The sequence below is a fragment of the Streptomyces sp. NPDC012510 genome, assembly GCF_042955065.1.
Lineage (GTDB): Bacteria > Actinomycetota > Actinomycetes > Streptomycetales > Streptomycetaceae > Streptomyces.
The window spans coordinates 339016-356352 of the sequence record NZ_JBIBEN010000008.1; the positions used below are offsets into that span (position 1 = coordinate 339016).

General features: G+C 71.0%; 14 protein-coding genes, 4 pseudogenes and 1 riboswitch. Of the genes and pseudogenes, 9 read left to right on the plus strand and 9 right to left on the minus strand.

The annotated features are described in order from the left end of the window. The first annotated feature begins 136 nt into the window (after window positions 1-136). On the plus strand, window positions 137-301 hold the full coding sequence (locus tag ACFY9I_RS18060; protein WP_391002641.1) for a hypothetical protein: 165 nt from the start codon (window positions 137-139) through the stop codon (window positions 299-301). A gap of 144 nt (window positions 302-445) precedes the next feature. After that, window positions 446-620: riboswitch (TPP riboswitch) on the plus strand. A 20-nt stretch (window positions 621-640) separates the two neighbouring features. Here the strand turns inward: ACFY9I_RS18060 and ACFY9I_RS18065 are convergent. Next, window positions 641-1372, minus strand: coding sequence for a TetR family transcriptional regulator (locus ACFY9I_RS18065; RefSeq protein ID WP_391002643.1), 732 nt, complete (start codon window positions 1370-1372; stop codon window positions 641-643). 217 nt (window positions 1373-1589) lie between these two features. Here ACFY9I_RS18065 and ACFY9I_RS18070 point away from each other — a divergent pair, with 217 nt between their 5' ends. From ACFY9I_RS18070 to ACFY9I_RS18080, 3 genes are read left to right on the plus strand one after another with little or no spacing between them, the layout of a single operon-like run. Next, window positions 1590-3050 (plus strand): glycosyltransferase, encoded by a 1461-nt coding sequence (locus ACFY9I_RS18070; protein WP_391002645.1) that lies wholly within the window; start codon window positions 1590-1592, stop codon window positions 3048-3050. Further along, window positions 3044-3808, plus strand: coding sequence for a methyltransferase domain-containing protein (locus tag ACFY9I_RS18075; protein ID WP_391002647.1), 765 nt, complete (start codon window positions 3044-3046; stop codon window positions 3806-3808). Before ACFY9I_RS18070 ends, ACFY9I_RS18075 begins: the two co-directional genes overlap by 7 nt. Beyond that, window positions 3805-4872: a prenyltransferase/squalene oxidase repeat-containing protein gene (locus ACFY9I_RS18080; protein WP_391002649.1), complete on the plus strand. Its 1068-nt coding sequence runs from the start codon at window positions 3805-3807 to the stop codon at window positions 4870-4872. Before ACFY9I_RS18075 ends, ACFY9I_RS18080 begins: the two co-directional genes overlap by 4 nt. Before the next feature lie 110 nt (window positions 4873-4982). Here the strand turns inward: ACFY9I_RS18080 and ACFY9I_RS18085 are convergent, their stop codons facing one another. The 4 genes from ACFY9I_RS18085 to ACFY9I_RS18100 all read right to left on the minus strand — a co-directional run bounded on the left by ACFY9I_RS18085 (window position 4983) and on the right by ACFY9I_RS18100 (window position 8686). Further along, window positions 4983-5270, minus strand: a complete 288-nt coding sequence (locus ACFY9I_RS18085; protein WP_391002651.1) for a hypothetical protein — start codon at window positions 5268-5270, stop codon at window positions 4983-4985. 75 nt (window positions 5271-5345) lie between these two features. Further along, the gene (locus tag ACFY9I_RS18090; RefSeq protein ID WP_391002653.1) at window positions 5346-6356 is read right to left on the minus strand and encodes an LLM class F420-dependent oxidoreductase; all 1011 of its coding nucleotides are present in this window, start codon (window positions 6354-6356) and stop codon (window positions 5346-5348) included. A gap of 154 nt (window positions 6357-6510) precedes the next feature. Then, a complete protein-coding gene (locus tag ACFY9I_RS18095) occupies window positions 6511-7341 on the minus strand; it encodes a hypothetical protein (protein ID WP_391002655.1) in 831 nt (276 codons plus the stop codon). 361 nt (window positions 7342-7702) lie between these two features. Beyond that, window positions 7703-8686, minus strand: a complete 984-nt coding sequence (locus ACFY9I_RS18100) for an N-acetylmuramoyl-L-alanine amidase (RefSeq protein WP_391002657.1) — start codon at window positions 8684-8686, stop codon at window positions 7703-7705. Window positions 8687-8931: 245 nt separating this feature from the next. Here ACFY9I_RS18100 and ACFY9I_RS18105 point away from each other — a divergent pair, with 245 nt between their 5' ends. Both ACFY9I_RS18105 and ACFY9I_RS18110 read left to right on the plus strand, forming a co-directional pair. Next, entirely contained in the window at window positions 8932-9639 is a 708-nt protein-coding gene (locus tag ACFY9I_RS18105) for a hypothetical protein (protein WP_391002659.1), read from the plus strand. 444 nt (window positions 9640-10083) lie between these two features. Next, window positions 10084-11103: pseudogene (locus ACFY9I_RS18110) on the plus strand (restriction endonuclease); the annotation flags it as partial. Between the two features lie 156 nt (window positions 11104-11259). On the opposite strand, the gene tnpA reads toward ACFY9I_RS18110, so the two are convergent. Continuing rightward, complete coding sequence (gene tnpA, locus ACFY9I_RS18115; protein ID WP_391002661.1) at window positions 11260-11676, minus strand: IS200/IS605 family transposase; 417 nt, start codon at window positions 11674-11676, stop codon at window positions 11260-11262. Window positions 11677-11701: 25 nt separating this feature from the next. Between tnpA and ACFY9I_RS18120 the strand changes: the two genes are divergently transcribed. Continuing rightward, on the plus strand, window positions 11702-12925 hold the full coding sequence (locus ACFY9I_RS18120) for an RNA-guided endonuclease TnpB family protein (protein WP_391002663.1): 1224 nt from the start codon (window positions 11702-11704) through the stop codon (window positions 12923-12925). A gap of 60 nt (window positions 12926-12985) precedes the next feature. Continuing rightward, window positions 12986-13453, plus strand: a pseudogene (locus ACFY9I_RS18125) (restriction endonuclease); the annotation flags it as partial. Window positions 13454-13457: 4 nt separating this feature from the next. On the opposite strand, the pseudogene ACFY9I_RS18130 reads toward ACFY9I_RS18125, so the two are convergent. Continuing rightward, window positions 13458-14147, minus strand: a pseudogene (locus tag ACFY9I_RS18130) (IS200/IS605 family accessory protein TnpB-related protein); the annotation flags it as partial. A gap of 261 nt (window positions 14148-14408) precedes the next feature. Here ACFY9I_RS18130 and ACFY9I_RS18135 point away from each other — a divergent pair. Further along, a pseudogene (locus ACFY9I_RS18135) lies at window positions 14409-14771 on the plus strand (TerD family protein); the annotation flags it as partial. 139 nt (window positions 14772-14910) lie between these two features. Here ACFY9I_RS18135 and ACFY9I_RS18140 read toward each other — a convergent pair. Both ACFY9I_RS18140 and ACFY9I_RS18145 read right to left on the minus strand, forming a co-directional pair. Next, window positions 14911-15573, minus strand: a complete 663-nt coding sequence (locus ACFY9I_RS18140; protein WP_391002724.1) for a class I SAM-dependent methyltransferase — start codon at window positions 15571-15573, stop codon at window positions 14911-14913. Between the two features lie 105 nt (window positions 15574-15678). Continuing rightward, window positions 15679-17208, minus strand: coding sequence for an MFS transporter (locus ACFY9I_RS18145; protein ID WP_391002665.1), 1530 nt, complete (start codon window positions 17206-17208; stop codon window positions 15679-15681). Window positions 17209-17337 lie beyond the last annotated feature (129 nt).

Genomic DNA, 17337 nt, shown 5'->3' on the forward strand with positions numbered 1-17337 from the left:
GAACGTCCCCGAAGCGTACGGTCTGACCTGCGTCTTCCGCCGGGGGTTCGGGGGAGATCGGGAACCCCCGGTGGCGCGGCCCGGAGGCACGAACGTCGGTTACGCACAGGCCATCGTCGCCCCGGAGGAAACCGACATGAGCATCCAGCCGCCCGTCCTGCTCGCCGCCCTCGTCTTCACCGCCGTCTACGCGGGCGTCGTCCTGCCCGCGGTGTGGTCACGCAAGCCGGCCCGCAGGAACGCGGCGCTCCGAGTCCTCACCCAACTGCTCACGGCCCTGCGCCGTCGGCGGGGCCGTTAGGCTCTCGGTCCGCCCGCCGGCTCTCGATCCGCCCGCTGCGAGTGCACCCGTTCGCCACGCCTCCCTCCCCTTGCCTCGTGGATAAAAAATCCGCTTTGGGGGGTTGCGTCAGCATTCAGGTGTTCTATTCTGGAAACAGGCCTACGGGGCGAGTGAGGGAGCCCGACCGGAGTAGCCGACAGTGGCGAGAGGCAGGATCTCCGCTGATGCCGACGTCGACGGTAGGGCTGAGAGGTCAGAAGGCAGCAGTAGGGCCTGATGACGACCCCCAGCACCTGATCCGGGTCATACCGGCGCAGGGAACCCGTCTCGTAGGTCGTTCTGTGTGCCCCGGCGTGCTCAGCGTGCCGGGGCACCGCTCTGTCGCTGGTCCGGCGCCGTCAGGTCGATCAACCGGCACACCGTCTCGATGTCGATCTTGACCTGGGCGATCGACGCGCGGCCGGAGAGCCAGGTGATGAGCGCCGAGTGCCAGGTGTGCTCGATGACGCGGACCGCCGAGAGCTGCTCCGGGGTCGGGGTCTCCAGCCCTATCGCGTCGAGGATGATCGCCGTGGTCTGGTGGGAGACCTGGTCGACCTCGGGGCTGACGCTGCGGTCGGCGAAGGTGAGCGCGCGGACCATCGCGTCGGCGAGGTGCGGCTCGCGCTGGAGGGCGCGGAAGGCGCGCATCAGGGTCTCGGCGACGCGCTCCGCCGCCGTCTCGCCGCTCGGGGGCTTCTTCCGGAGCGTGCCGTGCATGTGCTCGAGCTGGTCCTGCATGGTGGCGACCAGGAGATGGATCTTGGAGGGGAAGTAACGGTAGAGCGTGCCGAGGGCGACCTGGGAGGACTCGGCGACCTCGCGCATCTGCACGGCGTCGAAACCGCCCCGGCTGGCAAGCTGGGCGCTCGCGTGCAGGATGCGGCGACGGCGGGCCTCCTGCCGCTCCGTGAGGGGCGGAGAGTCCGGTCGGGAGTCCGGCCGTGAGGCCTGTCGTGAGGCCTGCCGTGAGTCCGGCCCCGAGTCCGGCTGTGAGTCCTGTCGTGCGCCGCTCGCGCTCCTGGCGTCCACCTTGACTTCCGCAGACATGGTTCTCGTTCCGTGACGGTCGTGACGGTCGGTGAGGGTGTGCGATCAGACAGCATGCCAGGGCGGGTGCCGTGGCGTGAATCACCCGATCCGGCTCTCACGGCGGTTCTACCAGCCGGTAGATTCAAAGCCTCTTGAACGATCAACTCTGAAACTTGTTCTAGATTACCGTCTCGTCGTAATCTCACGGGAAATCGCAGTGAGAAGGGGGTCAGGAGTGACCGCTGAGGCCAGTCAGGCGGGGTCACGGCATGACCTAGCTGCCGACGGCGGGCGACCGCTCACCATCGCGCTCCTCACCTATAAAGGGAACCCGTTCTGCGGGGGCCAGGGCGTCTACGTACGGCACCTATCCCGCGAGCTGGCCCGCCTCGGCCACCGCGTCGAGGTGATCGGCTCCCAGCCGTACCCGGTGCTCGACGAGGGCCATGACGGCCTGCTCTCCCTCACCGAGCTGCCCAGCCTCGACCTCTACCGGCAGCCCGACCCCTTCCGCACCCCCAAGCGCGACGAGTACCGCGACTGGATCGACGCCCTCGAAGTGGCGACGATGTGGACCGGCGGCTTCCCCGAGCCCCTGACCTTCTCGCTGCGCGCCCGCCGCCATCTACGCGCCCGGCGCGGCGAGTTCGACGTCGTCCACGACAACCAGACCCTCGGCTACGGACTGTTGGGGGACGTGGGCGCGCCCCTGGTCACCACCATCCACCACCCCATCACCGTCGACCGGCAGTTGGAACTGGACGCGGCCGAAGGATGGGGGCGGCGGGCGTCCGTGCGCCGTTGGTACGCCTTCACACGCATGCAGAAGCGGGTCGCACGACGGCTGCCCTCCGTCCTCACCGTCTCCGGCACCTCCCGCCAGGAGATCGTCGACCACCTCGGCGTACGCGACGACCGGGTCCACGTCGTCCACATCGGCGCCGACACCGACCTCTTCTCGCCGAATCCGGCCGTGGCCCGTGTGCCCGGCCGCATCGTCACCACCTCCAGCGCGGACGTGCCGCTCAAGGGGCTCGTCTACCTCGTCGAGGCGCTCGCGAAGGTGCGCACCGAGCACCCCGCCGCCCATCTGGTCGTCGTCGGCAAGCGCCCCACGGACGGCCCGGTCGCCCAGGCGATGGAGCGGTACGGCCTCGAAGGCGCCGTCGAGTTCGTCAAGGGCATCTCCGACGCCGAACTGGTCGACCTGGTCCGCTCCGCCGACGTCGCCTGCGTCCCCTCGCTGTACGAGGGGTTCTCGCTGCCCGCCGCCGAGGCCATGGCCACCGGTACGCCGCTGGTCGCGACCACCGGCGGGGCCATACCGGAGGTCGCCGGTCCCGACGGTGAGACCTGCCTCGCGGTTCCCCCGGGCGACTCGGGCGCCCTGGCCGTCGGGCTCGGTCGGCTCCTCGGCGACCCGGAGCTGCGGCAGCGTCTCGGCCAGGCGGGACGTGAACGCGTCCTCCAGCGGTTCACCTGGGCCAAGGCCGCCGAGGGCACGGTGGCCCACTACCGCGAGGCGATCGCCCGTGCGCAGGAGCGCCCGGCGGGAGCCGCCGCGCACGCCGTACCGGCGGCGGCCCGGCCCGTCGAAGCCGCCGCCGCAGCAGCCGCCGAAGAAGTAGTTGAAGCCAACGAAGTAGTTGAAGCCAACCGCGAAAGCGCCAACCGCGAAAGCAGGGCCACGTGCTGACCGTCGACTTCTCCCGGTTCCCGCTCGCCCCGGGGGACCGTGTCCTGGATCTCGGCTGTGGAGCGGGCCGGCACGCCTTCGAGTGCTACCGGCGCGGCGCCCAGGTCGTGGCCCTCGACCAGAACGGCGAGGAGATCCGCGAGGTCGCCAAGTGGTTCGCGGCGATGAAGGAGGCGGGCGAGGCCCCCGAGGGCGCCACCGCGACGGCCATGGAGGGCGACGCCCTCGCACTGCCCTTCCCCGACGAGTCCTTCGACGTCGTCATCATCTCCGAGGTGATGGAGCACATCCCCGATGACAAGGGCGTACTGGCGGAAATGGTTCGGGTGTTGAGGCCCGGTGGACGCATAGCCATCACGGTGCCCCGCTACGGCCCCGAGAAGGTCTGCTGGACGCTCTCCGACGCGTACCACGAGGTCGAGGGGGGTCACATCCGCATCTACAAGGCGGACGAGCTGCTGGAGAAGATCAGGGAAGCGGGCCTGCGCCCGTACGGCACCCACCACGCCCACGCCCTCCACTCGCCCTACTGGTGGCTGAAGTGCGCGTTCGGCGTCGACAACGACAAGGCGCTGCCCGTGCGGGCGTACCACAAGCTGCTGGTCTGGGACATCATGAAGAAGCCCCTGGCCACGCGGGTCGCCGAGCAGGCGCTGAACCCGCTGATCGGCAAGAGCTTCGTGGCGTACGCGACCAAGCCCCACCTTCCTCGGATCTCCGAGGACGCCGGGACCGACGCCGGGGCGGCCGCCAAGTGACCACCCCCCGGACAGAACACCTGGTCCTGCCCGGGGTCCTCACCGCCGAGCAGGCCGCCGCGACCGTACGGGGCGTCCTCGCCGTCCAGCGGGAGGACGGCGCGATCCCGTGGTTCCGGGGGCACCACCTCGACCCGTGGGACCACACCGAGGCGGCCATGGCCCTGGACGCGGCCGGCGAGCACGAGGCCGCCGAGCGCGCCTACGAGTGGCTGCGCCGCCACCAGAACGAGGACGGCTCCTGGTACGCCGCGTACGCCGACGGGGACGCCGACGACGTCACCGACCGGGGCCGCGAGACCAACTTCGTCGCCTACATAGCCGTCGGCGTCTGGCACCACTACCTGGCCACCGGCGACGACACCTTCCTCGACCGCATGTGGCCGGCCGTCTACGCGGCCGTCGAGTTCGTGCTGCGGCTGCAGCAGCCCGGCGGCCAGATCGGCTGGCGGCAGGACGACGACGGGACGCCCACTGCGGACGCGCTGCTCACCGGCAGCTGCTCCGTCCACCACGCGCTGCGCTGCGCGCTAGCCATCGCCGAACAGCGCGAAGAGCCGCAGCCCGACTGGGAGTTGGCGGTAGGGGCGCTACGGCACGCGATACGGCGGCACCCCGAGCGGTTCCTCGACAAGGACCGCTACTCGATGGACTGGTACTACCCCGTGCTCGGCGGCGCGCTCACCGGCCCCGAGGCCAAGTCCCGTATGGAGGAGGGCTGGGACCGCTTCGTCGTCCCCGGCTTCGGCGTCCGCTGCGTGGTCCCCAACCCCTGGGTGACCGGCGGCGAGTCCGCCGAACTCGCCCTGGCCCTCTGGGCGATGGGCGAGTCCGACCGCGCCCTGGAGATCCTCCAGTCCATCCAGCACCTGCGTGACACCGACACCGGCCTGTACTGGACGGGTTACGTCTACGACGCCCAGGCCGTCTGGCCCGAGGAGCTGACCTCCTGGACAGCCGGCTCCCTCCTGCTCGCCGTGGCCGCGCTGGGCGGCGACGAGGCGACGTGCGCGGTGTTCGGTGGCGAGCGTCTACCGCGCGGCCTGGAAGCGGAGTGCTGTTGAGCCGCGGGGGGCGTGTGCGGGTGAGTGGGGGCTGGTCGCGCAGTTCCCCGCGCCCCTGAAAGCAGGGGCTGCGCCCCGTGCTTTCCAGGCCGCGGGGTCTGGTCTGGCGCTCAGTGGCGATGCATCCGGTTGGCGATCGCGTGCCCCACGAACAGGTACACGACGGCCGCCAGACCGTACCCGGCCACCACCCTGGCCCACTGCTCGTCGAAGGTGAACAGGTCGTGTGACCAGCCCGCGAGCCAGCGGGCCGCGTCATGGACGAACTGCACGAAGTCGTTCGTGCTGTTCGCGTCCAGCAGATACATCAGGATCCACAGGCCGAGGATGAAGGCCATGACGTCGGCGACGATCGCTATGGCCCGGCCCGCCTGGTTGGAGCCGCTATATCGAGACATGCCGTACGGGTGACCCGTCCGGCTTCGCTGAAACCTCAATGGAATTCCGGCGGGCGGGTGACAACGCCCGGACGCCTACGAGTTGAGCTCGGCCAGCACCCGCAAGGTGTCCCGGTCCGGTGCGAGGACCAGCAGATCGGTCACCGGCCCCTTGCGCCACAACTCCAGCCGCTCCGCGATCCGTTTACGCGGTCCGACGAGCGAGATCTCGTCGGCGAAGGTGTCCGGCACGGCGAGGACGGCCTCCTCGCGCCGACCGTCGAGGAAGAGCCGCTGCACGCGCCGGGCCTCCTCCTCGTACCCCATACGGGCCATGAGGTCGGCGTGGAAGTTCCGCTTCGCGTGCCCCATTCCGCCGATGTAGAAGCCGAGCATCGCCTTCACCGGCAACAGCCCTTCGGCGACGTCGTCGCAGACCTTCGCACGGGCCATGGGCGCGACGAGGAAGCCCTCGGGGGCGTCGGTCAGCGAGGCCTCGTACACCTCCGCCCGCAACGGCGACCAGTACAACGGCAGCCAGCCGTCCGCGATCCGGGCGGTCTGTGCGATGTTCCTCGGCCCCTCGGCGCCGAGCAGGACGGGCAGATCGGCGCGCAACGGATGGGTGATGGACTTCAGTGCCTTGCCGATGCCGGAGCCGTCCGGGCCGTCGTAGGGGAGGGCGTGGAAGCGGCCGTCCAGCTCGACGGGGGCCGCGCGCCTGAGGACCTGGCGTACGACGTCGACGTACTCCCTGGTGGCGGTCAGCGGCGACTTCGGGAACGGCCGCCCGTACCAGCCCTCGACGACCTGTGGCCCGGAGAGTCCCAGACCGAGGAGGGCGCGTCCGCCGGAGAGGTGGTCCAGGGTCAGGGCGTGCATCGCGGTGGTGGTGGGCGACCGGGCTGCCATCTGCGCGACCGCCGTGCCCAGCTTGATCCTCGATGTGTGCGCCGCGATCCAGGTCAGCGGGGTGAAGGCGTCCGAGCCCCATGACTCGGCGGTCCACACCGAGTCGTAGCCGAGTCGCTCCGCCTCCTGGGCGAGCGGAACATGGTCCGCCGAGGGGCCGCGTCCCCAGTAACCGAGTGCCAGACCGAGCCGCATACGCCTGCCTCCTGACGGTGTGTCAGCTCAACGGGGCGGGAGGCGACTGTACGACAACGGCCCCCCGCCCGGAAGAGCGAGGGGCCGTCGTACGGCTGCTGCGGCCGCGGCCGCTATGGCCACTGCGGCCGCTGTTGGCTGTACGGCGAGGTGATCAGCCGCGCTGGATACCGCTGGTGTCCTGCAGGACGCCACGGCGGCCGTCCTGCGTCTGGGCCACCAGGTTGGCGCCGCGCTGTTCGACCGCCAGGTACCAGGTGCCCGGCGCCAGTTCGGCGATCGTCGACTGCGAGCCGTCCTCCGCGAACAGCGGACGCGCCACCGGAACGGCGAACCAGAACGGCGAGAAGTCCCCGGCCGGCGGCTGTGGCGCCGCCGCCTGCTGCGGCTGCCCCCCACCGAACGGCGCCCCCGGACCCGGCTGACCGGGCTGCGGCTGACCCTGACCGAACGGCGCCTGCGCGCCGGCGCCCGGGTAGCCGTAACCACCGGGCGGCTGGGCGCCGTACGGCTGCGGCGCGGCCGGCCGCGGGGCGCCGACGAGGGCGGCCTTGAGGGCGGGGACGAGGGGGGTGGCGATCGCGGCGGCGGCCAGGATGAGGGCGGCGATCAGACCGAGGATGAGACCGGCGCCGGAGTCGGGCTCGGAGCCTCCGAAGCTGCCGAAGAACTCCTCCATCGCCCCCATCGGGTCGATGATCGACCAGAAGGAGGTCCACGCGGCGAAGATCGTCAGAGCCACCCCGAGCTGGCCCACGTCGAGGCCGACGACCTTGGGCGGCTGCGGCAGCGCACGGGCGATGACGATCAGCACCGCACCGACGATGCCGCCGACGTACATGCTCATCACCAAGCCGAGGTTGTCCCAGGCATTGGGGAGGTTGTCGCCGGAGCCGTCGAACGTGTCGAGGAACGACGCGATGAACAGCAATACCGCTGCTCCGATCACGACGCCGTCGCCTCTGGTGAGGGAGCGGATATTCACTTCAGGTCCTTCGTCAGTCGTCTCGTCGTCGGTGGAGGCGTCGCCGTCACCATGTCGCCGTAAGGCCGTGGTGGGAAGCGCGGGGGTGGCCCCTCATCGTAGGGACGACCTTATCGTCCGACCGGTGTGGGTGTCCGCCGGGATCATCTCGATGATCACGACCCGCCCGCTACCCTCGCAGGAAACCCACGATTCCCGCAGAGTTCCCCCGCGCCGCTTTCTGCCGCCAGGCACCGCTGGTCAACGGTGCCGCGTCATGGATATCGCGCATCCCGGCGCACACGATGAACACGGGGCGAACCGTTGACAGATCGAGACCGCCCGGGACCCGATGCGTAACGCGCGGAAAGCAGAGAGACGTTCAGTTCTTGAGGAAACCCGCGATGCCTTCGGAGATTCCTCGCGCCGCCTTCTGTCGCCAGTCGCCGCTCATCAGCAGGGCCGCGTCCTTGCTGTCGCGCATGTTGCCGCACTCGATGAACACCTTGGGGACGGTGGACAGGTTGAGGCCGCCGAGGTCGGTGCGGGTGACGAGACCGGTGCCGTCACCGACGTAGTTGGAGGGGGCGCTGCCGGTGGCCCGGACGAAGTGGCCGGCGACGCGCTCGCCGAGTTCACGGGAGGGGGCGACGATGGGCCGGGTGTCGGCGGCGCCCTCGTGCACCGCGCCCGGCAGGATCACATGGAAGCCACGGTTGCCGGCCCCCGAGCCGTCCGCGTGGATCGAGACCACGGCGTCCGCCTTCGCCTCGTTGCCGATCCGCGCCCGCTCGTCGATGCACGGACCCCAGGCCCGGTCGTCGTCCTGGGTGAACTCGACCGTGGCGCCCTGCTGTTCGAGCAGCGTCCGCAGCCGCCGCGCGACGTCCAGGGTGAACCGGGCTTCCGTGTGGCCGTCGTTGGTGGCCGTCCCCGTGGTGTCGCACTCCTTGGAGGTCGTCCCGATGTTCACCTTGCGGTTGATCTCGTCGGTGTGCTGGAAGTTGCCCGGGTTGTGGCCCGGGTCGATCACGACGACCTTGCCCTTGAGGGGGCCGGTGGCGGCGGGCGCGGAGGAGGACCCGGAGGGGCCGCCCTTCCCGCCGCCGTCCTTGCCGTCGCCGCCGGAGGCGGTCGCGTCGCCGGTCGGGTCGGGGGAGGGCGCGGGCGTGGTCGCGGACCGGGTCTGCGGGCCCGCCGTGCTGCCCGATCCGCCGTTGCCGCCCCCGGTGTCCCCGACGGCCTGCCAGACCCCCCACCCGGCCACCGCCCCCACGGCGACCGCGGCCACCGCCATGGTCAGTGGACGACGAAGGGGGGAACGGCGGGGCTGGGGCGGATCGAAGTCCGGGCCTACATACGACACGACTGCCACGATACGGGGCCGACCGGGTGCCGGGGCGCCGCTCCTCCGGAGTGCGGGCGGTATGCGTCCCGCCCCGCCGGAGGGGAACGGTCGATGTCGCGACGAACGGCCGTGCGTGGCCGGTCGCGCGCACGCGGCGGAGCCGCACATGTCACGGCCCCGCGCCCCCGCAGGAGCGCTCTCGCCGAGCCTCGGCGCCACGGCCGGGCTGGACCGCCGGCCCCTCGGCGGGTCAGAGTACGGGCATGCTGGAGGTGGTGATCGCGGTTCTCGGGGCCGTGGTGGGGGCAGGGGCGCTCGGTGTGAGCCTGGCGGGGCACCGGCACAACGTCCGTCAGGCGCGGCGGCTGGCGGAGCGGGAACGCCGCCTCGAGGCCAGGGAACGCGAGGCCGATCAGCGGGAGAAGCTGATCCAGTCGTCGATGCTGCACGTCACGATGGTCAGCAGCCCTTCGGTGCTCGCGGACGGATACGTGCGGTGGCGCCTGGAAGCCGTCAACACCAGCAACCAGCCGCTGGTCCGGGTGGCCCTCCACTACGACGGCGTCCGCCTCGGCGGCCGTGACGTCCTGGCCGCAGGCGGCGTGCTCACGGCCGACCTCCCGATGACCTCCGCCGCCGGCTCACCGCCCTCGCCCCTCCTCTCCTCCGCCGAGTTCACCGACACCTCCGGAAACCGCTGGCGCCGCCTGGCCACCGGCCAACTCCAATCTCAGGTGATGGACACCGGCGCGGAGCCCCGGTGGCACGCCCCGGTGCCACCCGTCGTCAGCCCCCTGCCGCCCCCGCTCTTCACCGGAGCCCCCTCCGGAACCCCGCCCCCACGGCGCCCCGCACCATCCGCGCCCCCTCCGGCCCGCCCCCTCTCCAAGCGCGCCTACCGACCCGCTGTGGCTGCCGTGTTCGCCGTCGTGGTGGGCGCCGTCTACCTGCTCGTCCGGTGTGCGGGCTAAGCCCCGTACGGGTCTGGATCCCCCCTGAGACGTACGGGATAGAGTCGTGCGGTTACGTCTGGTTGTGGGGCAGGGCTTCGGCAAGCTGTGCGGGGAGTCCTGGGGGAGGGCCTGTAGCGCATGAGTCGTCGCTCCAACGGGTTGGTCGGCATCTGGGCCGAGGCACAACGCCAGCAGCAATGCCAGTCGGAGGCGCGGGCGCGGCAGCAGCGGGAGTACGAGCGACAACAGCGCGCGTAATAGCGGGACCTGGCGCGCAGCCAGCGGGAGCAGCAGGCCGCGTACCGGCAGCAGCGCGAGGCGGAGGCGCGGCGCCGTACGGAGGAACTCGACGCCCGCGTCGCGGCGTTGGAGGGCCTGCTGGTCGCCGGGTGCCGGGCCCCCGCGTTCCGGGCCGCCTCCCTGACCCGCCCCGAACGGCTGGAGCCCTTCTCGCCGGGGCCGCTGGCCCAGCCCGTGCCCATGCCGGACCCGAACCACTACCGGGCGCAGGGCGGTTGGACTGCCCAGCGCCGCGCGCAGGCCCAGGCCGAGGCGCGCGCCCGGTTCGAGCACGACTGGCACGCCGCCCAGGCCGCCGAGGCGCGGCGGCAGCAGCAACTGGCCCAGTAGCGGCGGCAGTACGAGGAGTGGGCCGAGGGACAGCGGGCGGAGATCCGGCGGCACAACGCCGGCCGCGCCGAGATGGCGACGGCCCTGCGCGGCGGCGACCCGGAAGCCGCGGTCGACTACTTCTCCGCCGCCCTCTACGCCTCCGCCGCCTGGCCCGACGGCTTCCCCCCGGGGGGTGTCCGCCGCGTACGACTCGGCGGCCCGGCAACTGGTCCTGGACTGGGAACTGCCCCGGTACGACGTCGTCCCCCAGGTGAAGACCGTCCACTACATGCCGAGCGTCGACCAGGACAAGGAGCGACCGAGACCGGTAACCCAGCGCCGCGCCCTTTACCGGGACGTCCTCGCGCAGTGCGTCCTGCTGGTGCTGCACGACCTCTTCGCCGCCGACGAGTTCGGCGCACTGGAGTCGGTGGTCCTCAACGGGTTCGTGGACGACCACGAACCGGCCACCGGCCGCCGGACCCAGATCTTCCTGGCGACCGTGATGACGTCGAGGTCGGTGTTCACCGGTCTGCACCTGGAGCAGGTGAGCGCCGTCGACTGTCTGACGGACGGGCTCCGGGGTAACTGTCGGCCCGCCCGGACCAGCGCACCCCCGTGCGGACCGGCCGCAGGCCCGACGACGAGGGCAACGGCGTCGTCACCCACGGCGGCGGCGAGGACCCCGACCTGCTGGAGATGGACCCCGTCGCCTTCGAGCAGCTCGTCGCGGAGCTCTCCCGGGCCATGGGCATGCAGGCGGTGACCACCCAGCGCTCCAACGACGGCGGTGTCGACGTCGACGCCCTGGATCCCACACCGATCCGGGGCGGCAAGATCGTCATACAGGTCAAGCGCTACCGCGATTCATTCGCAGTGCATCAGGCTTCAGCCCGGTGGTGAAGCGAATCTGTGATTGCGACGCGGAGCGTCGCGGATTCTTGTCCGGCAGAGCGGGATACCGCGTGTTCATCACCCATGGTGCGGAGCACCGTGACCGCTGCTCCCGGTGGAGCCGGGCAGGGCTCACGCCGGTCGGTTCTGCTGCTCGATGTACTGCCTGACCACGGTGAGCGGGGCGCCGCCGACGGTTCCGGCGAAGTAGGAGCCGGACCACAGCTTGTTGGCCCGCCAGTAGTGGCGTACCAGGTCGGGGAACTCCTGACGCAGGCGGCGTGAGGAAACGCCCTTGAGGGAGTTGACCAGTTTGGTGACGGCGACCTTGGGCGGGAAGTTCACCAGGAGATGGACGTGGTTGTGTTCGCCGTTGAACTCCACCAGCTCGCACTCGAAGTCCGCGCACACCGACCGCATGATCTCCTCCATGCGCCTCAAGTGGGCATCGGTGAACACTCTGTGCCGGAACCTGGTCACGAAGACCAAGTGCACATGCATGACGAAAGCACAGTGCCGGCCCGTTCTGATCTTCTGCATCTCACCCATAACCCAAGTATGTAGCGTGGCCGTCATGCAGCTCCGGTACGCCTTCAGGCTGTACCCGGACCCCGGCCAGCAGAGAGCGTTGGCGAAGGCGTTCGGGTGTGCCCGCGTGGTGTTCAACGACGCGGTGCGCGCCCGCGAGGACGCCCGCAAGGCCCGGCAACCGTTCCCGAGGATCGGCGAGCTGTCCACCCGCCTGATCACCCAGGCGAAGCAGACCGTGGAGCGGTCCTGGCTGGGCGAGGTCTCCGCGGTCGTTCTGCAGCAGTCCCTTCGTGATGTGGAGACCGCGTACCGCAACTTCTTGGCCTCCCTCAAGGGCACCCGCAAGGGCCCCAGGATCGGCCCGCCCCGCTTCAAGTCCCGGAAAGACGCCCGGCAGTCGATCCGGTTCACCGCCAACGCCCGCTGGCACCTCACCGACAGCGGCCGGCTGAACCTGCCGAAGATCGGTCCGGTGAAGGTGAAGTGGTCACGCACCCTGCCGGCACAGCCCTCCTCGGTCACCGTGATCAAGGACGCGGCCGGACGGTACTTCGCCTCCTTCGTCATCGAGACCGACCCGGCCGCCGGTGCCACCCGCATGCCCGGCACTGGCCGGACCGTCGGCATCGACCTGGGGCTCACCCACTTCGCGGTCCTCTCCGACGGCACGAAGATCGACTCCCCGCGGTTCCTGCGCCGCGCGGAGAAGAAGCTGAAGAAGGCCCAGCGGGAGCTGTCCCGCAAACAGAAGGGCAGCAAGAATCGCGAGAAGGCGCGCCTGAAGGCCGCCCGCGCCCACGCGACGGTGACCGACGCGCGCCGGGAGTTCCACCACCAGCTCTCCACGAAGCTGATCCGCGACAACCAAGCGATCGGTGTGGAGGACCTGGCGGTCAAGGGACTGGCGCGCACCAGGCTGGCCAAGAGTGTGCATGACGCGGGCTGGTCGCAGTTCGTGCACATGCTGGAGTACAAGGCGGTGAGATACGGGCGGACCCTGGTGAAGATCGACCGCTTCACACCGACCAGCCAGGTCTGCTCCGCGTGCGGGGCCAAGGACGGTCCCAAGCCCCTGCACATCCGGACCTGGACCTGTGCCGCCTGCGGCGCGATCCATGACCGCGACCACAATGCCGCGAAGAACGTGAAAACGGCCGCCGGACTGGCGGTTACAGCCTGTGGAGCGCAGGTAAGACCAGGACTCGTCCTGGCACAGCGCGACGAAGCAGGAAGCCATGGATTCCCGTCCGAACCCCGTGCCGCGTAGCGGCACAGCAACGGACGAGAAGGCCAGAATCCTCGGGCTTCAGCCCGGGGAGCAAGTCAACGCAACACCGTCCCGCCCACCGCCGTTCGCGACCTGTACGGCACCGTCCAGGACGCCGGCGCCAACAAGGGCGTCCTGGTGACCACGTCCAAGTTCGGACCGGGCTCCCACACCTTCGCGAACGGCAAACCGCTGGAACTCGTCTCGGGGCGTGAACTCGTCGACCTGCTGCAGCGGCACGGGCTCCGGGGGCGTCTGGGGACCGGCGAGCCGCCTGCCGGGCCAGGCCCCGCTGCTCCCGCCCGGCCCGCCGACTCCGCCCGGCCCGCCGACCCCGCCCTTCCCGGCCAACGGACCTCAGGAGATCCCTCGGGCCGGGCGACCCCCACCGCCCCGGGCCCCGTCGACCACAACGTGCTCGGCATGTCCTGGACCGGCGGCGTCGCCCTGGACGTCTGCGCGCTCGTCTGCCGGGGCAACCGCGTCCTCAGCGACGACCACTTCGTGTTCTACAACAACCTCCGCACCGTCCCTAATCAGTGAGCAGGAGTGAGTCTTGTACCCATGCCTGGTCACTGCGGACATTCCGAACGGTTTTGGATGTCCTGGTCGCCCGCGTTCTCGCCGCGTCCGGCGGCACGGATCGTGTCCGTGGTCCGGGAACGCGGGGGCGGGGTCCCTCACGCCCAAGGATCGCCGGTCGGGCCTGGACGGTCCGATGCCCGTGCGCATCACTCTGGTGTGCACGGGGCGGTGTCGTCCGTCGCCGGATCGGATGTCCTTGGGCGCGTCGCCCGATTGCGATGCTCGCGGCATCGTGACGGGTTGTCTTAAGCCGGGGTGCGGCAAGCGGCTTCTGCCAGTGCTGGGCGCCCCACTTCGAGGTGTACGCCGGATCGACGGCGATGATCGAGATACCGGTCTGGTCGGCCATCGAGGTCAGCCGGGCGCGCGGCCTGCCGGTGGGCATACCGGAGATGAGCTGCCTGAAGCGGCGTCGGCGGCCGTGCTTCTCGCGGGTCTTCTCCGCCGTGAAGTCGAGATCTTCGACCGCGACAGGGGCCACGCCGCAGGACTTCGCCCAGTTCAGCAGTCGCGACAGGGCGTGCCGCACTTGGGCGTCACGATGCTCTGCGCTGCCAGACAGGTCGTAGAAGAACCGGCGGGGCTGCCCGACCGGGTTCCCATGGGCATCGAGGCGCCACGCTGCCAGGTGACCGGCGGGCGGTCACGCACCGCCACGCCGGACGGCCCGGGAGCCACGAACGCCGCCGCCACTTCCCGCAGTCCACCCACCGCGACCACCCTCCCCTCCAAGGTCCGAAGACACCCGCCATCACTCCCAACGACCACCACCGGCGAAGGTCACTCATTCGATACGAGAACTTTCGTTCCCCGGCGCGAAACCCCTCCACAAGCAGCCGGGCCCTCACTCATGCCCACCAGGACTCACTCGTGTCCTGTCATCCGGCAGCAGCTCACAACCCCCGACGGCACGGTCCGCGCCGTCCCCCCGACCGCGCCCGACAAGGCCGCGATCCAGGTCTCCTTCGACACGTTGCCGGACACCGCCGACCGCCTCGTCCTCGTCGCCGCGATCGACCCGGCCGGGAACCCGGACGCCGACCTCTCCGGTTTTACCGACGCCCGCATCCGCCTCCTGGACGCCGCACGCGACGAACAGGGCACGCTGGAGGTCTCCGACGGCCGCGCCGGCGAGACGGCGCTGCCCCTCGGCTCCTTCCGCCGCCGCGCCGGCGGCGACTGGGACTTCGTCGTCGGCGGCAAGGGGTACCGGGGCGGCTTGGAGGAACTGGTCCAGGACTACGGCATCGAGGTGGCGTGACCGGTGGGCCGGTGGGTGCCGGTCGGTGGGCCGGGGTGCCGGGCGGTGCGCCGGGGTGCCGGGCGGTGCGCCGGGGGTGCCTGCCGGGTGTGCCGGTGGGTGCCTGCCGGTCGGTGAGGTCCTTGTCTTTACGCTCGCGTCAGATCCCCGTGCCGGTCCGCCGCAGCACCCGCAGTGAGTCCGTCGCCGAGACCTCCTTGAAGGCGCCGGACTCCAGCGCCCTGAGGTAGACGCGGTACGGGGCCTGGCCGGTGAACTCGTCCACGGGGTCCGGGAAGACGTCGTGGATGACGAGGAGACCGTCGGGGGCGACGTGCGGGGCCCAGCCCTCGTAGTCGGCGGTGGCGTGCTCGTCCGTGTGACCGCCGTCGACGAAGACGAGGCCGAGCGGGGTGCCCCAGAAGGCCGCGACCTGCGGGGAACGGCCGACGACCGCGACGACGTGGTCCTCCAGACCCGCCCTGTGCAGGGTGCGGCGGAAGGTGGGGAGCGTGTCCATGCGGCCCACCTCGGGGTCGACCGTGGACTCGTCGTGGTACTCCCAGCCCGGCTGCTGCTCCTCGCTGCCCCGGTGGTGGTCGACCGTGATCGCCGTGACCCCGGCCGCACGGGCCGCGTCGGCCAGCAGGATCGTGGACCGCCCGCAGTACGTCCCGACCTCCAGCAACGGCAGCCCGAGCCGCCCCGCCTCCACCGCCGCCGCGTACAGGGCCAGCCCCTCACCCACGGGCATGAACCCCTTGGCCGACTCGAAGGCGGCGAGGATCTCCGGCTCGGGAGCCGGGGCGGGAGCCGCGGACATGGGGTCCTCCGTGATGTCGTACGCGCTGGTGGATGCCGTACGGGAGCACACGCCCGTACGGCACGGGGCGCCCCATGCTGCCATGCGGGTGATCGGAGCGGCTCCTCACATCACCCGCCCGGCCGACCGCGACGGGGACGCGAGCGCCGTCGCGTAGCCGTCGCGATCGGCGCCTCGGTCGCCGCTCCCGTCACCGGTGCGAGGCGCGGGGACGGACGTGGGGACGGGCGCGGGGCGGCGGCCCGGCAGGAACAGGGCCAGGAGGAGGCCGAGGGCGACGGCGGCCGTGGCGATCACGAAGGAGACGCGGAAGCCGTGCAGGGTGGGGATGTCGACCCCGCCGACGTGGTTCGCGGTGTTCGCCAGCACCATGCCGATGACGGCGCTCGACACGGACGTGCCGATGGAGCGCATCAGGGAGTTGAGACCGTTCGCGGCACCCGTCTCGGACGGGTCGACGGCGCCGACGATCAGCGCCGGGAGCGAGGAGTAGGCGAGGCCGATACCGGTGCCGAGGACGACGGAGACGACCACGGTCTGCCAGGCGGCGCTCATCAGGCCGAGGCCGGCGCCGTAGCCGATCGCGATGATCAGCAGGCCGAGGATGAGGGTGCTCCTGGGGCCGTACCGGGCGGAGATCCGGGCGTAGACCGGCGCGGTGAACATCATCGTCAGACCCAGCGGGGCCACGCACAGACCCGCGACGATCATCGACTGGCCGAGGCCGTATCCGGTGGAGGTGGGGAGCTGGAGGAGCTGCGGCAGGACGAGGGAGACGACGTAGAAGGAGACACCGACCATGATCGATGCGAGGTTGGTGAGGAGGACCTCGCGGCGGGCGGTGGTGCGCAGGTCCACGAGCGGGGCCGGGATGCGCAGCTCCAGGACGCCCCAGAGGAGCAGGACCGCGGCCGACGCGGCGAACAGGCCGAGCGTGGTCGCGGAGGTCCAGCCCCAGTCGCTGCCCTTGGTGATGGGGAGGAGGAAGAGGACGAGCCCGAGGGAGAGGCCGAGCGCGCCCAGGAGGTCGAAGGTGCCCTCCGCCCGGGTGCTGGTCTCCGGTACGGCGACGAGGGTGAGGACGATCGAGAGCACACCGAGTCCGGCGGCGCCGAAGAAGAGGGCGTGCCAGTCGGCGTTCTGGGCGACGGCCGCGGCCAGCGGCAGAGCGAGTCCACCGCCCACGCCTATGGACGAGCTCATCAGGGCCATGGCGGAGCCGAGGCGTTCACGGGGCAGTTCGTCGCGCATCAGGCCGATGCCCAGCGGGATCGCGCCCATGGCGAAGCCCTGGAGGGTACGGCCGACGATCATGGGGAGGAGTGCGCTGGTGAAACCGCTGATCAGCGCGCCGACCACCATCACGGACAGGCTGGCGAGCAGCATGCGGCGCTTGCCGTAGAGGTCGCCGAGACGGCCCATGATCGGGGTGGCCACGGCGCCGGAGAGCAGGGTGGAGGTCAGGACCCAGGTGGCGTTGCTGGGGGAGGTGTCCAGCAACTGCGGGAGGTCCTTGATCACCGGCACCAGCAGGGTCTGCATCACCGCGACCACGATCCCCGCGAAGGCCAGCACCGGCACGATCGCTCTCGGGGTGGGGCGTTCGGTCGGGGTCGGTGTGTGCGGCGGCGTCATCGAGCGGGTCTCCTGGCGGTGGCGGTGGCGGTGGCGGTGGCGGTGGTGGTGGTGGTGGTGGTGCGGTGGCGTGGCGCGCGGCGGCGGCGGGCGCGAGTAGGTGCCATCGGAACCTCGTGTGCCTGGGCA